Below are 13,450 nucleotides of genomic sequence, written 5' to 3'. Positions count from 1 at the left end.
CAGATTAAGTGGATTGAAAATAAACTCAATAATCGACCTCGTAAAAGACTTGGATACCTCACGCCAAACGAAAAATTTAAACAAATTATTAATCAGAATTCTGTTGCATTTGCAAGTTGAATTCAGCAATCTTTAACTATGGCAAAGAAACAACCTACACTCACAGAACTCACTGAGTTACTATTTCAGCAGGTAGTTCACTTGCAAGAAAAACTCAAGCAAAATATTACTCTGCAAACTCAGCTTTCAAACAGGATAAATAATATTGAAGTAAAAGTAAATGTGTCTGAATTACACAAAATTGAGTCAAATAATAGACAAAGATTACAAGATGATTTCACTGCATTTCAGTCCACACTTTATGATACTAAAGAAGACCTTTTAAAAGTATATAGGGCTATTAGTCATAAGAAGATGTTCTACATCATAGCCCTTAATATTTTTCTTTTACTCACAAGTGGTTTATCAATTTACGTTGCGATTAAAAAATCAATTCATTACTCTGATTATAATCAGTTAATAGAAAATAATAAGAAATCGAATCTTGAATTAATGTATCTGAATCAGTTCTTTAAAGAGAATCCAAAGAACTTTGAGGTATATAAAAAGTGGAAAATTTCTTCTGAAAATAACACAAAAAAGCCTTTATAGTACATTGATTTTTAGTTTTATTTTTTATTAATAATTACACAAAGTTAGGCAATGCCTCGCGGTTCGCTAGCAAGAAAACCCCCATAAATGCTTGACTAAAGTCTTCGCTTTATTGCGCCCGTTTCTTGCGCTTGCTAAGCCATTACCAACTGTGGCTCCATAATTAATTTAAAAATTTAATATTATGGAAACTACAGTTTTAAACAAAGATTGGCTTATCGCTTCAGAAGTAGAATTAATTTACAAATCAAAAGTAAAGGCTTCACAGAGACCTCAAATTACATCTTCTTATAGTGCATATCAAATAGCATTAAAGGCTTGGGATGGTAATAAGATTGAATTATTAGAACAGTTTAAAGTTCTTATGCTTTCTAACAACAATAAAGTACTTGGAGTATTAGAAGCTTCAACGGGAGGAATAACCGCAACAATAGTAGATTTAAGAATTATTTTCTCAGCTTTACTAAAGGCTAATGCTACAGCTTTTATAATTATTCACAATCATCCATCTGGAAAGTTAGATCCAAGTGATGCTGATAGACAAATTACAAGAAAAATAAAAGAAGCAAGTAAGATACTTGATATTAATCTTTTAGATCACTTAATTATAACCGAAGAGAGTTACTACTCCTTTGCAGACGAAGGCACCTTATAGGTGTCTTTGTTTTTTTATATATTCTTAATTACTCTAGTTTTCACTTTTGTATTTAACTCAAATGAATTTTACTTAGAAGCTAAAAATCCCCTTTATCAAATAACCATCAAATAAAAAAACAACTGATTTTAAGCAGTTTAACTTTTAAAACTAGGTTTGTATCAAATAACCATCAAATAAAAAAAGCTTGATTTTAAGCAATTTCAATTCTTAGTTAGAATCGGGCATTTCTAGAATTTCTTAAAACTATACTAATCAATACAAGAACCTAACAATAATTATGTTACCTTAAATAAAAACTATACCTCAAACCGAACAAGATACCCGCAAAATAAAGCAAATATAAAAAGGTATATAACCTTAGTGTATTACAAAAAAAGCTAAAAGAGCAAACAGTATATATATTTCTTTTTTAGGCCATTTAATTACACAATTTAAAAAAACGCCAAAAGTTCACTACTTTCATACAAATCAGTTTGACTACAAAAAACAGCACTTTTATGTAAGCAAAAAATATTGATTACAATTTTTGAAGGCTAACTAGTTTGATTACAAAAAACAGCATTTTTATGTAAGCAAAAAATATTGATTACAATTTTTGAAGACTAACTAGTTTGATTACAAAAAATAACACTTTTATGTAAGCAAAAAATATTGATTACAATTTTTGAAGACTAACTACTTTGATTACAAAAAACAACACTTTTATGTAAGCAAAAAATATTGATTACAATTTTTGAAGACTAACTAGTTTGATTACAAAAAATAACACTTTTATGTAAGCAAAAAATATTGATTACAATTTTTGAAGACTAACTAGTTTGATTACAAAAAACAGTACTTTTATGTAAACAAAAAATATTGATTACAATTTTTATACTCTAACTAATTTCATTAAAGGTTCAAAAGAATACATCGCAGCTCTACGCCCTGATGATTCTTCTCTTAAAACTAAATAGCCATTATCAACTAATTTTTTAATCATTAGTACTGCTGTTGCATTCGGGATCTTTGTTGTACTAACAAATTTATTATTTCTAAATACTGGATAAGTAAATATAAAATCAAGTATCTCTATATTCCATTTTGAAGATAGTAACTCAGAGAATTCAGTTTTTGTAGTTTCGTACAAACTCTTTATACTCTCAGCTATTTCTAAATTTTTAATCGCTTGATTTTCTACTGCTTTTAAGAAAAAAAGAATCCATTCATTCCAATCCTTTGTTTTGGAAACATTACGCATTTGTTCTATATATTCATCTTTATTTTCTTCAAAATATCCACTAATATAAAAATGAGGTTCTGAAAGAATTTTTTCTCTCCATAAGTTCAGCGTAATTAACATTCTTCCAATTCTTCCATTTCCATCTTTAAAAGGATGCAATGCTTCAAACTCCAAATGCATAATAGCAGTTTTAATTAACGGAGGAAAATCACTATTTTCTAGAAACTTAAAAAGCTGCTCTAATCCATCAACTAGATTTTCAGGCCTAATAGGAATAAACTGAATTTCTCTTTTTAACCTATCTGCCAAATAATTTTGTTCTTTCTTAAATTCACCAGGAGATTTATTTGCTCCTCTACCTAAATATAACAACTGTTGATGCATTTGCTTAAGAAAGCTTAATGAAAAATCATAGCCACTTTCAAGTGCACTTTGAGCATTTTTCAAAGCACGTTGGTATAAGATAGTTTCTATTACATCGGTTTTAGCAGTAGTGATATCCTCACCTTCATGATCAGCCTCATATTGAAGTATCTCATCCATTGTGCTAATTGTACCTTCAATTCTAGAAGATATTACCGCCTCCTGATTTCTTAAAGGAGCTAATAAAATTTCAGTGTTATGTAGGTTTTTTAACATTTGATCAAAACGTGCCAATGCATCAGTAGCCCTCACTAATTCTTGAATAAAAAGAGCATAATCAATACTCTTTGGAGGAAAAACACCATAATGATAATCTACCGCTTTCTCTAAATTATAATCCATACATTTTTATTTTGATTACAAAAATACAAATAAAAACAAAAACAAAGATGTTTGATTACATAAATATAGATATTATTGTAATCAAAATATTTTTTATTAAATTATAATGTAAAACAGAAACAGATAAATCTCTATTAAAAATCAAATAAGCTTCCCTCTTTACAAAACACGCTTTATCAGTCCCCACAAACATAGTTAAAACAAATTCTCAAATGCCTGATCAAGCTCTTCTCTATTAAAATCCTCTACATAAGCTTCAGTAGTTTTAATAGATTGGTGCCCAAAGGCCTGTTTAAGCATATATAAGTTCACCCCTTTTTTTAATGATAGAGTAGCGAAAGTATGACGAGCTGTATAAAAGGTAATCTTTGTTTTAATCCCACATTCCTTTGCAATGATATTTAACTGCTTATTATAATAATCCCTAACACTACTTTTTCGTGCTCTTAGTTCTTCTTTAGTATATAAGCTTAGATCTTTATCCAGGATTGAAAAGATGTAATCTGTATCAAATGGCCTATAGATTCTGAAATAGTTTAAGATAGTATCCAAGTCTTTATTCTCTGGTATCTTTACATTAATAGCCACGCCTGTTTTATTTCGGATATAACTAAAACGATTAGAGTTTATATCATCCCATTTTAATTCAGCGATATCAGTAAAGTTCATTCCTCGACAAAAGAAACTAAATAAATAAGTATACAACACCTTAGCTCCTTCAGTATTTTCTGAAAAGTCATAATCAAGTAGCAGCTGTAACTCTTCTTTTGTAAGCGCTTTTTTTATCTTGGTAGATTTCAACTTAGAAATCACATAGTCTCTAAATGGATAATTCTCCAAAGATGCTATTTTTGATTTAATAGCAGAATTATAAATAGCACGTATATTACGCATATATATACCTATTCCTCCATTTGTACAGCCTCTTGATCTTAAGTCTGCTTCAAAGGCTACTAAAAAAGAATAATCAATTTGTGAAAACTCATATTTGATCACCCCAGGCTTAAAACGTTTTAAAGCCTTTAATGAATCATTATATGAACTTGCTGAACTAACTTGACCTGCTTCTTTGAATTGCTCAATCCTATTTTGAAAAAAAGCAACAAATTTTACAATCTCAACCTTCTCTGGTCGAAGTAGAGAATCAAATACTTCAAGTGTAAATTCTTTTTCTTGTTCAATCATCAAATCCAATACTTTTGACGCATCTTGTTTGAGCGTACTTAATATTCTATTGGCTTGTAAAAAATTCGGGAACTTAGAGGTAAACTCCCCCACTTTTGCATTCCAAAATTTAGGTGCAGTACTGTAAGGTGTTTTATAGAATTTAGACCTCCTATTAATAGTAACTCTAAGATTAATTGGGTAAGTTCCATCACTTAATTTTGTCTTTTTTAATACAATTTTTAAACTCGTTTTCATCATAAATAATTTTAAAGTACAACATACGTACAACAAATCGGTACTTATCGTGCAAATAGATGAAACAAAAATATTTTAAAAATTTTGCAACTAACTAAAAACCAGTTAGTTTGAAACAAAATGCAATTAAATACAACATTCATTTCTCCGGCTCATAATCAGCAAGTCCTTGGTTCGAGCCCAAGTGGGACCACAAGAAAACCCCTTCAATATTTTTTGAAGGGGTTTTGTTTTTTATACAACTATTGTCTTTACTTTCATTACAACTACAGCAAGTCAAAACGGTAAATATTTAGGTAGCGATCTTTGATTTTTGTTTCAACTTTCCCCACCAACTGAGCCTTGCACCTTTGATAAAAACCGTCTGCATTAGGATCAGAATACAGTTCAATATAGCGATACTTTTTCTCAACACTTACTGCTTTTGCTTTTTCAATCATAGAACGACCGTATCCTTTACCATGATACTCTGGCAATATCCACAACCCGTCCAACTCTGCATACCCGTTCATGTCTTTTAAAACGAAGAAACCAATAAAATCGCTATCAACATAGCACTTATAAATACTTCGATCCAAAAAACTCGTTGGAGTAATGGCTAAATCATCTTGCCATTTTTCCATTAACGCATCAGAATAACCCCAAAACTGTTTTGCCTTTTTTGCCGTTTGTGTCAACAATTCACAATCTTCTATTGTCGCTTCTGTATATCCAATATTCAACATCCTATTTCTTTCTACTTTCTATTAAAGCTTTATTATCACTATCGTTCTTTTCATCACTCCTCTATCTCCTCTTAAACAACTTATACCTCAAATGGGAAAATAAAACCACAACAAGGATAAATCCCATACAAATTAGATTAAAGACAAGATTGACAACAATTCCTATGGCCAATACTATTTTTTCTCCCCCGTAGTTCTTCATAAAATCATATCATTTACTCCCATAATAATAGCAACAAAACAGCCGTAATAAACAAGATCAAAGCCGAAAGAAAAGCAAGTCCTGCTGCTTTCCAATTTGAATAGAATTCCTTGTTATTTTCTTTGTGTTGTCGCAATATATTTCCTTGTTTTACCTCTACAATCCACCCCACTATCCCCGTAAAGATTGCGGGAAAAATATAATTGGGAATTCGATCAACCAATTCTACGGGAAGCAGCAAGAGTGCAACCAAAAAAATAAGAGTAGACACAATACCTAAGACAAGCGCTTGTTGTGCTTTTTGCTCCTCTGCTAAAGCGCGATAATTGGCCCGAATTAAATATCCTGCAATCAAAGGTCCTCCTAAAAAAGTGGCAAGACAAATAGCATTTGCCGAATAAAACTTGATATTATGAGCTGTGTTTTCCTGTTCTGTCATTGTGCGTAATTTATTCAAGGAAATAAGTATGCGTATTTCCAAGTCGTCCTAATTTTAGAAAATGGTAACTTTTTTAAGTCAAAAATAAAAATAAGTATTCTTTTACAGAACATCACACTTTCTAATCCACAAAAAATGAAATATAAAAAAACCTTCTCAACAGCGCTTTGAGAAGGTTTCATCTATCTTTATGTAATCGTTTACTTATTTTGATACATATCTGGAGTAATGACATATTTCGTTACAAATTCTCCCTTCTTATCCTTGTAATAGTAGTTAATCGTTACTTTAGCCTCTCGCATTTCCTTCATATCCGGATTTGTTCTTGCATTTTCTAACAGCGTTGGAAAAAGCGTTTGCTCAACTACCTCCATATTCAACTGTGCCTTTTCGTAATTAACGAGGGTGTAATTGTATTGAAATGTAGCATTGGGCATAGCTACCGTATTATCCAATCGGATATCCTGATCGATAACCATCGGACAGTTTTTATTGATTTCCGACGCAACAACACTTAGTTTTTGATCAATCGCAATCGAAGATTTTGAAAAATAATTGACCGCAAAACTCACAACGGCCACTCCAATCACGATTCCCAACAAAGCGCCAAAATTTAGCTTTCGTTTTCCTTTTTGAGATGATTGAGCGTGCGTTTCCTTGGAATCCATTTCAACACTAGTTTCTACTTCAATTTTTGGAAGTTGGTATCCACAACTTGAACAATATTTGGAAGTTATTTCGTTCTCCGTCTGGCAATTTTGACATACATTTTTCATCTGTGTAATTTATCTTTAGTTAGTTTCGGTACGTTTCACAAGTAGTATGCCATATACAGGCATTTCTTTGGTTAATTTAACTGCCAAATTTAACATTTCATCCTACATCCACCAAACAATGTCACTTATAATACAGTAAAAACAACCAAGCACTAATCTTCTTTGTACTTAAAGAGTATATCACGCTAATTTCGACTTACGTAGATTAACTTTCTATTCAAAATGATTCATTCCTCTTGTACTAAGAGCGCTTTATTTATATGATGAATACCTCTGTTTTCTATTCAAATTTACCCATCACTAAACAAACGATAAAAAAAAGCCCAACAAACAAAACGTTCATTGGACTTTACATAATATAGTTTGATTGGTTTTTGTGCTATTTTACAAGTTCTCTTTCGCGAAGCAAGGTTTTCGTCTCGTTCTCAACTTTGTACTTTTTAGTCCACATACAGTCATCATTGTAGTCATAGGCAAATACTTCTTTTTCTATAACAGGACGACGTGGTGGTGTTCTATCTTTTTTCTTTTTCTTTTCTTTCGTATATGTAGGAGCGATAATTGTTCTTGTACTCACTTCAACAACGTTATCACAAGAGTCATACTTATAGGTGCTTGTTTTTATTTTTTTCTCTCCTTCTTCAAAAAAAGTAGTTTTCTCTAGTCGAATGGAGCCGCTTTCGTTGTAAGCTCTCACCGTACTAAACCCACGTTCATACTCATCTGAATACTCGCGTGAGGTAACCAACATTGGTCGGCCTTTCACAAATTTAGTGTAAGTGCGTTCTCCATCATCAACCATTGCACCTTTCTCATCATACGTAAACGTACTTTGATAGACTACTTCTCTAACTTGCCCGCGATCTGCGTCATACATTAAAACTTCTTGATACACGCGTCCCTTATCATCGTAGAAAACATCAAACAACTTTCCTAACTCATCTTTGTAATACAAACGATAGCTTTTAATTTTGCCGTCCTTTAGTTCATACTCTATACGATCATTAGGAAAAACACTTTGCGCATCTTTTTCAAAAAAATGGTCGTATTGTTTCCATTTTGGATTTGCATCGATTCGATCTAGTGCCATTTGAGCAAATGCACCCGTACTCATCGTTAACAATAGCAAGGTAAAAATAACTGGCTTTTTCATTGTGTTTTAGTGGTTTTGTTGTACATTTTCCCGAATTGGGTTACGCAAAGTAGAAAAAAAACCAACCATTACAAAAAATAAAACCATCGAATACGAAAAATTAACTTAAAAAGCGTTTTTCACTATGATTTTACGACATAAACTGATGTTGTTACAATAATTTGACTAATAATTGTCCTTTTTCAATCCAAAGTTTCACGTCAACTACAAAAGGCGTTCGACGCCCCAAATTGAGTTCTAACCTTTGTGTTTCATTATTCGCATATTGAAACTTTGTGTCAACGCGAAAATCAATTAATTCATTTACAAAAACATAGCGAACCTCTAAATCTCCGTTGGGTGACTGACCTAGCCAATAAAATTGCGTAACACTGCCTGGTTTTGTGGTACTATAGTCATCAAAGTAACTTTTTATCTCAAGAAAAAGACCTCCTTTTTCAACATTAGCCACTTGAATAGAATCTTTTACAGCGTAAATAGTCTTTTCCATCCCCTTACCTACACTGGGTTGTGCATACAGTGTTGGAGACAAACAAGAAATAAAAAGCACCACTCCTACAAGTCGCAAATATTCATAAATATATCTAAAAAACAAAATTCGGCACAATAGTTGCATAAAACACATATATAACCTTTTATCATAAAAAAAGGAAAAATAACCAATATTTAAAAATATAAAAAAACACGTTATGAGTAGAAAAACAAATGAAAAATCACAAAAAATAAATCACGAAACACACCAAAAATAAAGATTTCGCGTTTAAATAGAGGAAGAAACTGATCAAAATCAAGATAAATATTCTCTAAAAAAAGAAATAAAGTATCCAAACACGTTTGGAATTAATATTTTAAAAAATTTTAACTAATTTTAATAAAGATATGTTTAATTTTGTAAACAATTATAATCTGTAAAAAGAACCATAACACAGCTTGAGTTAATGAGTCAAAAACAACATTTGTTCAAGTTGTAGACTGAGTATGGATCGAAGTAAAATACAAGCTGCAAACCTCTATTTTATTTTACTATACTTCGAAAGGAAAAAGATTATTTTTACACTAAATTTGCAATCGAAGAAATAAAGAAAAAAAATGAAAAAGATCATCTCATTATCAATCCTATTCTTATCTCTGTCAATGACATATGCACAAAAAAAACCAGTGCTATTGACGGGAAACGACATTATTGTGTATAAGGATATTGAAGTTCTTCTTGAGAATAAAGGGGAGCTAGGTTTAAATCAGAAACAAGAAGCCTCTTTTATTGTCAAAAACGAATACATTAAAAGAGACTTACAGGCTTTAAATGATAGAACAGATATGTTACCTGTTGAGAAAAAAGAAACAGAGAAAAAAGTAAAAGCAGGTTATCAATTATTTATTCAACGTACCTTAACCAAAGATCAGATGGATATTTGGGCACAGAAAAAAGTTGAATACGATCAAGCTAATAACATCGACAAAGGGTTAAAAGAAGATTTAAAGAACTTGGATGAGCTTTACAAAGCAGAGCAAAAAGAAATCTACCGTAAATATGGAATGGATAGAAAAATTTACGCTGCTCAAAAAACGTCAATTCGAAAAAAATACGATACAGATCGCCTAAAACTAACAGAATATTACAAAGCTACTGGAGAAGAGAACGATGTAATGTCTTTAGAGGAAATTGCCAACTTAGTAAAAGAATTTGACGATTTCTATAATGGTGAAAACGAAACTAACCCGTTAAAATACTTGAACATCAGAAATAGTTCAGAAAGTGAAACGGAAGTAGAACAAGAAAACTACACAGAAGAATACGAAGAGCAATAAACATGCATCAAGACAAAAACAGCAGCAAACATAATTTGCTGCTGTTTTTGTTTTCATTCAACTATGCATGTCCTTTTTAATTGCACATTCGGAAAGGCAACCAACAATATAACAGCAAAACAAAAGACTGAAAAAGTAAAAACCTTTTTTAAAATGTCCGAATTACACCAAAATACAGCATTTTAAAACCGTTGCATTTCAGTATTTTTACTTTACTTTGCATAAAAATTATCTTATGTCATACATATCAAGAGTTTTAAGTGGAAAATGCCCAAACTGCGGCAAGGAAGATTTATTCTATGATAAGGGAAATCCCGTTACCATGCGCATGCCGAAAATGACGAAAGAATGTTCTCATTGTCATTATAATTTCCATAGAGAAACTGGTTTTTACTTCGGAGGCATGTATGTAAGCTATGGACTTACAGTTGCCGAAATGTGTGTTGTAATGGTGTTGAGATTAATCATCAATGCTTTATTTGACGTGCATATCACTCTGCTTCAAACCTTTATCGCCATTGTAGTTGTCCTACTATTATGCTGGACATTTAACTACAGATTATCGCGCATCATTTGGTTAAACATATTTTATAAAAAAGAATAGTTTCTTTCAAAAAGTTATTTATCTTTGCACCACTTGAAACAAAAACGGGTGTAGTTCAAGGGTAGAATAGCGGTCTCCAAAACCGTTGATGGGGGTTCGAATCCCTCCACCCGTGCAAAAAAGTCCTTACAATTGTAAGGACTTTTTTTATTGATATCGTTTAAAGAATTCTTTTGGTGTTTCCCCCACTCGTTTTTTAAACAGCTTAGAGAAATAGGAGTAATCGTCGTACCCCAACATAGAAGCGATATCATTCAATGGATGGTCTGTATAAATCATCATTCGCTTTGCCTCTAAAACCACGCGATCCAAAATAATATCTGTTGTCGTTTGGTTAACCATTGTTTTACACACGCGATTCAAATGCTTTTGCGTCATATTCATCCAACTTGCATAAACCGCCGCAGACTTCTCCTCCGCAAAGTGTTTCTCTATTAATTCTTCAAATAACTGTAGATGGGTTGCATACAAATTATTTTGAATCGTCTTAAAAGTTTCTCCTTCCAATAAGATTCGATTGGTTTCAATATAAAATAGCAATGTTAAGCTCACGAGTTGCTGATTGCGTTTCCATTGCTCTTGTCGAACTTCCTCAACCATGCGATTCAATACAAAAGCTAAAACCGCTGTATCTTTTTCGCCCAACATGACGTGATTAGGATAAAAGGCAGATCGAAAAACAGGATAGTCACGGAGAGATTCTTTCAACAAATACAAGTCTAAAAAATTTTGCGTGTGAAAAAAGATGAAACCCTCAATATCATCCGACAACTCCCAACTGTGTGTTTGTCCAGGTGCAAGCATAAAGGCTGAACCGGGTTTAACCTGATAACGGTTAAAATCAATCTCGTGAATCCCTTCTCCTTTAGTAAATAAAATGCCTACATAAAAGTTATGCTTGTGTGGTCGCTCAATATGACTGTGGTTATCGAGCAAATGCTGTGACAGCTTATTCGCATAAAAATCTGTTTGCAAATTATTATGTGTCAGATCATTTATTTGTAAAATAGCGATTTCATCCATACCCTCCCATTTTGTGGTAAAAATAACAAGAAATCTAACGCAGCCCAATACAATTAACTATCTAACAAGAACTTTCATTTTAATTGATTAAGAATTGCATAACCAAATTTTATTTTCAAACTTTGTTACTCAATCTAAAAAACAATTGCTCCAATGAAAAAAGCAATACTAGTTACGGGTTTTATCGCCTTAATAGCGTCTGCTTGTACACAACAACAATCGACACAAAATTTAGAATCGCTCGATAAAAAATCAGCAAGAGAAGTTACCTTAAAAACGGTTACTGTTGGTGATAGCATCTATCATATAACCGCACAAACGATCTGGGTTAATGGTCAAATGATACAACAAAAAGTAGATACAATTACTACTGCTAAAAACATCAATGACTGGGGAGCAACTCAACCCACTAGTTTAGAAAAAATTCCAATTTACGTAACAGTAGAATAGTATGAAAAAAAGTAGTAAAGCCGTTTCTTTAGTTTTGATTACAGCAACTTTAGCTTCATGTTCTAAACCTACTGAAACGAAAGAAGAACAACAACGCGTCTTTATGCGTGCAGACAGTAGCGCCCCTTACACAGAAGTAACGGATCAATACCAACAACAACGAAGTGGTGGAGGTATGGGAATGGGCAGTGCCCTGTTATGGTATATGGCCTTTCGCCCTATGATGGGAGGTGGTATGGGGTATACAAGTCCTGGTATTTCACCTCAATCCAATGTAGGAACAAACGCTTCTAAAGCAGATGCGTACAAAAAGCAAACAGCACGTGGTGGTTTTGGTAATACGGCCAAAAACAACACCGTTTCTTCTTAATTGAAATTCATGCAAATAAAACAACTAACACCGCAAGCCAATTGGAAACACCGATTGGAAGAGCAGGGTTTTGGCTATCATACGGATGAAAATAATATTCCGTATTGGATTGAAGACTATTACTATAGTATCTCAGAAAATTTGGCAGATGAAATCTATGCTGCAACTGCAGATCTATGGCAAATGTGCCTCAAAGCAGTTGACCATGTCATCGCCAATAAATTATATGACCAATTTCAAATTCCTTTATTTTTCCACGATCACATTGAACGCTCTTGGGAAAATGACGAGTTGAGTATCTATGGTCGTTTTGATTTTGTTTATGACACAGTACAGCAACAACTAAAGGTATTAGAGTTCAATGCCGACACCCCTACTTCACTCTATGAAACAGGTGTAGTGCAATGGCAATGGATGAATACTTACTTTGGTACTTCTAAAGATCAGTTTAACTCGGTACACGATCGACTAATCGAATCATGGAAAGAAGCCAAAGCTTATCTAAAAGGTAATACGCTTCATTTTTCGTGTATGCGAGAAACATTAGAAGATCTAACCAATATCGAATACCTACGCGATTGTGCGATTCAAGCAGGAATCAATACCAAACTCATTTTCATTGATGATATCGGTTGGGATGGTGAAACATTCACCGATTTAGAAGATGAAGTGATCACGGATATCTTTAAACTCTACCCTTGGGAATGGCTAATTTACGAACCTTTTGCCTTGCATATTCCCAATGATATGGCTCAAGCACAATGGATCGAGCCCTCTTGGAAAATGATTCTTTCGAACAAAGCATTATTGCCCATTTTATGGCAGTTGTATCCCAACCACCCGCTCTTACTGGAATCGTATTTTGACGAGCCAAAAGGCATGCAGAATTTCGTCAAGAAGCCATTATTATCTCGTGAAGGAGCTAATGTAACACTTTATGTCAATAACCAAATTGTCGAGGCTACCAAAGGAGATTATGGAGATGAAGGGTATGTATGTCAAGCCTTAGCTGATACCCCTAACTTAGGTAAAGGGTACTTTATTATTGGTAGTTGGCTCATTGGACAAGAACCTTGTGGAATTACCTTTAGAGAAAGTGATAAACGAATTACTACAGATAAAAGCAGATTTGTACCTCATCTTATTGAATAATACAATACAAGCCTAATACATCCGATTAG

The 13,450-nt window shown here is 32.8% G+C and carries 15 protein-coding genes, 1 tRNA gene and 1 pseudogene; 9 read left to right on the top strand and 8 right to left on the bottom strand.

The window, feature by feature from the left end:
* From H4K33_RS09155 to H4K33_RS09145, 3 genes and pseudogenes are all read left to right on the top strand, one after another.
* Positions 1-120 (top strand): annotated as a pseudogene (locus H4K33_RS09155) (IS30 family transposase); the annotation flags it as partial.
* Between the two features lie 18 nt (positions 121-138).
* Complete coding sequence (locus tag H4K33_RS09150; protein WP_006260541.1) at positions 139-651, top strand: hypothetical protein; 513 nt, start codon at positions 139-141, stop codon at positions 649-651.
* Positions 652-835: 184 nt separating this feature from the next.
* The gene (locus H4K33_RS09145; RefSeq protein WP_006260540.1) at positions 836-1,306 is read left to right on the top strand and encodes a JAB domain-containing protein; all 471 of its coding nucleotides are present in this window, start codon (positions 836-838) and stop codon (positions 1,304-1,306) included.
* 874 nt (positions 1,307-2,180) lie between these two features.
* Here H4K33_RS09145 and H4K33_RS09140 read toward each other — a convergent pair.
* The 7 genes from H4K33_RS09140 to H4K33_RS09110 all read right to left on the bottom strand — a co-directional run bounded on the left by H4K33_RS09140 (position 2,181) and on the right by H4K33_RS09110 (position 8,629).
* Positions 2,181-3,296, bottom strand: a complete 1,116-nt coding sequence (locus H4K33_RS09140; protein ID WP_006260539.1) for a Fic family protein — start codon at positions 3,294-3,296, stop codon at positions 2,181-2,183.
* A 195-nt stretch (positions 3,297-3,491) separates the two neighbouring features.
* Complete coding sequence (locus tag H4K33_RS09135) at positions 3,492-4,721, bottom strand: site-specific integrase (protein ID WP_006260538.1); 1,230 nt, start codon at positions 4,719-4,721, stop codon at positions 3,492-3,494.
* Positions 4,722-4,984: 263 nt separating this feature from the next.
* Positions 4,985-5,443, bottom strand: a complete 459-nt coding sequence (locus H4K33_RS09130; RefSeq protein ID WP_255493633.1) for a GNAT family N-acetyltransferase — start codon at positions 5,441-5,443, stop codon at positions 4,985-4,987.
* Between the two features lie 215 nt (positions 5,444-5,658).
* The gene (locus H4K33_RS09125; RefSeq protein WP_182648148.1) at positions 5,659-6,084 is read right to left on the bottom strand and encodes a hypothetical protein; all 426 of its coding nucleotides are present in this window, start codon (positions 6,082-6,084) and stop codon (positions 5,659-5,661) included.
* A gap of 200 nt (positions 6,085-6,284) precedes the next feature.
* Positions 6,285-6,860, bottom strand: a complete 576-nt coding sequence (locus H4K33_RS09120) for a zinc-ribbon domain-containing protein (protein ID WP_182648147.1) — start codon at positions 6,858-6,860, stop codon at positions 6,285-6,287.
* A gap of 379 nt (positions 6,861-7,239) precedes the next feature.
* Entirely contained in the window at positions 7,240-8,013 is a 774-nt protein-coding gene (locus tag H4K33_RS09115; protein WP_182648146.1) for a hypothetical protein, read from the bottom strand.
* A 151-nt stretch (positions 8,014-8,164) separates the two neighbouring features.
* On the bottom strand, positions 8,165-8,629 hold the full coding sequence (locus H4K33_RS09110; protein ID WP_182648145.1) for a hypothetical protein: 465 nt from the start codon (positions 8,627-8,629) through the stop codon (positions 8,165-8,167).
* A 473-nt stretch (positions 8,630-9,102) separates the two neighbouring features.
* Between H4K33_RS09110 and H4K33_RS09105 the strand changes: the two genes are divergently transcribed.
* The 3 genes from H4K33_RS09105 (at position 9,103) to H4K33_RS09095 (ending at position 10,541) form a co-directional block, all read left to right on the top strand.
* Positions 9,103-9,822 (top strand): hypothetical protein, encoded by a 720-nt coding sequence (locus H4K33_RS09105; protein ID WP_182648144.1) that lies wholly within the window; start codon positions 9,103-9,105, stop codon positions 9,820-9,822.
* Between the two features lie 235 nt (positions 9,823-10,057).
* Positions 10,058-10,426, top strand: a complete 369-nt coding sequence (locus tag H4K33_RS09100; protein ID WP_182648143.1) for a DUF983 domain-containing protein — start codon at positions 10,058-10,060, stop codon at positions 10,424-10,426.
* Between the two features lie 44 nt (positions 10,427-10,470).
* A tRNA-Trp gene (locus tag H4K33_RS09095) sits at positions 10,471-10,541 on the top strand.
* 32 nt (positions 10,542-10,573) lie between these two features.
* Here the strand turns inward: H4K33_RS09095 and H4K33_RS09090 are convergent.
* Positions 10,574-11,449, bottom strand: a complete 876-nt coding sequence (locus H4K33_RS09090; RefSeq protein WP_182648142.1) for an AraC family transcriptional regulator — start codon at positions 11,447-11,449, stop codon at positions 10,574-10,576.
* A 153-nt stretch (positions 11,450-11,602) separates the two neighbouring features.
* On the opposite strand from H4K33_RS09090, the gene H4K33_RS09085 reads away from it, so the two are divergent.
* From H4K33_RS09085 to H4K33_RS09075, 3 genes are read left to right on the top strand one after another with little or no spacing between them, the layout of a single operon-like run.
* Positions 11,603-11,899 (top strand): hypothetical protein, encoded by a 297-nt coding sequence (locus H4K33_RS09085; RefSeq protein ID WP_182648141.1) that lies wholly within the window; start codon positions 11,603-11,605, stop codon positions 11,897-11,899.
* Between the two features lies 1 nt (position 11,900).
* Positions 11,901-12,269 (top strand): hypothetical protein, encoded by a 369-nt coding sequence (locus H4K33_RS09080; RefSeq protein ID WP_182648140.1) that lies wholly within the window; start codon positions 11,901-11,903, stop codon positions 12,267-12,269.
* 9 nt (positions 12,270-12,278) lie between these two features.
* On the top strand, positions 12,279-13,421 hold the full coding sequence (locus H4K33_RS09075; protein ID WP_182648139.1) for a glutathionylspermidine synthase family protein: 1,143 nt from the start codon (positions 12,279-12,281) through the stop codon (positions 13,419-13,421).
* The last annotated feature ends 29 nt before the right edge of the window (positions 13,422-13,450 follow it).

Origin of the sequence: Myroides sp. WP-1, from assembly GCF_014145635.1 — a bacterium.
Lineage (GTDB): Bacteria > Bacteroidota > Bacteroidia > Flavobacteriales > Flavobacteriaceae > Flavobacterium.
This window is presented reverse-complemented; position numbering and strand designations above follow the sequence as displayed.

What these genes read in the sequence shown, in the direction of transcription:
- H4K33_RS09145 (WP_006260540.1), top strand. Translation starts at nt 836, where the DNA reads ATGGAAACTACAGTTTTAAACAAAGATTGGCTTATCGCTTCAGAAGTA.
- H4K33_RS09100 (WP_182648143.1), top strand. Translation starts at nt 10,058, where the DNA reads ATGTCATACATATCAAGAGTTTTAAGTGGAAAATGCCCAAACTGCGGC.
- H4K33_RS09105 (WP_182648144.1), top strand. Translation starts at nt 9,103, where the DNA reads ATGAAAAAGATCATCTCATTATCAATCCTATTCTTATCTCTGTCAATG.
- H4K33_RS09115 (WP_182648146.1), bottom strand. Translation starts at nt 8,013, where the DNA reads ATGAAAAAGCCAGTTATTTTTACCTTGCTATTGTTAACGATGAGTACG.
- H4K33_RS09135 (WP_006260538.1), bottom strand. Translation starts at nt 4,721, where the DNA reads ATGATGAAAACGAGTTTAAAAATTGTATTAAAAAAGACAAAATTAAGT.
- H4K33_RS09075 (WP_182648139.1), top strand. Translation starts at nt 12,279, where the DNA reads ATGCAAATAAAACAACTAACACCGCAAGCCAATTGGAAACACCGATTG.
- H4K33_RS09080 (WP_182648140.1), top strand. Translation starts at nt 11,901, where the DNA reads ATGAAAAAAAGTAGTAAAGCCGTTTCTTTAGTTTTGATTACAGCAACT.
- H4K33_RS09125 (WP_182648148.1), bottom strand. Translation starts at nt 6,084, where the DNA reads ATGACAGAACAGGAAAACACAGCTCATAATATCAAGTTTTATTCGGCA.
- H4K33_RS09090 (WP_182648142.1), bottom strand. Translation starts at nt 11,449, where the DNA reads ATGGATGAAATCGCTATTTTACAAATAAATGATCTGACACATAATAAT.
- H4K33_RS09130 (WP_255493633.1), bottom strand. Translation starts at nt 5,443, where the DNA reads ATGTTGAATATTGGATATACAGAAGCGACAATAGAAGATTGTGAATTG.
- H4K33_RS09085 (WP_182648141.1), top strand. Translation starts at nt 11,603, where the DNA reads ATGAAAAAAGCAATACTAGTTACGGGTTTTATCGCCTTAATAGCGTCT.
- H4K33_RS09110 (WP_182648145.1), bottom strand. Translation starts at nt 8,629, where the DNA reads ATGCAACTATTGTGCCGAATTTTGTTTTTTAGATATATTTATGAATAT.
- H4K33_RS09150 (WP_006260541.1), top strand. Translation starts at nt 139, where the DNA reads ATGGCAAAGAAACAACCTACACTCACAGAACTCACTGAGTTACTATTT.
- H4K33_RS09140 (WP_006260539.1), bottom strand. Translation starts at nt 3,296, where the DNA reads ATGGATTATAATTTAGAGAAAGCGGTAGATTATCATTATGGTGTTTTT.
- H4K33_RS09120 (WP_182648147.1), bottom strand. Translation starts at nt 6,860, where the DNA reads ATGAAAAATGTATGTCAAAATTGCCAGACGGAGAACGAAATAACTTCC.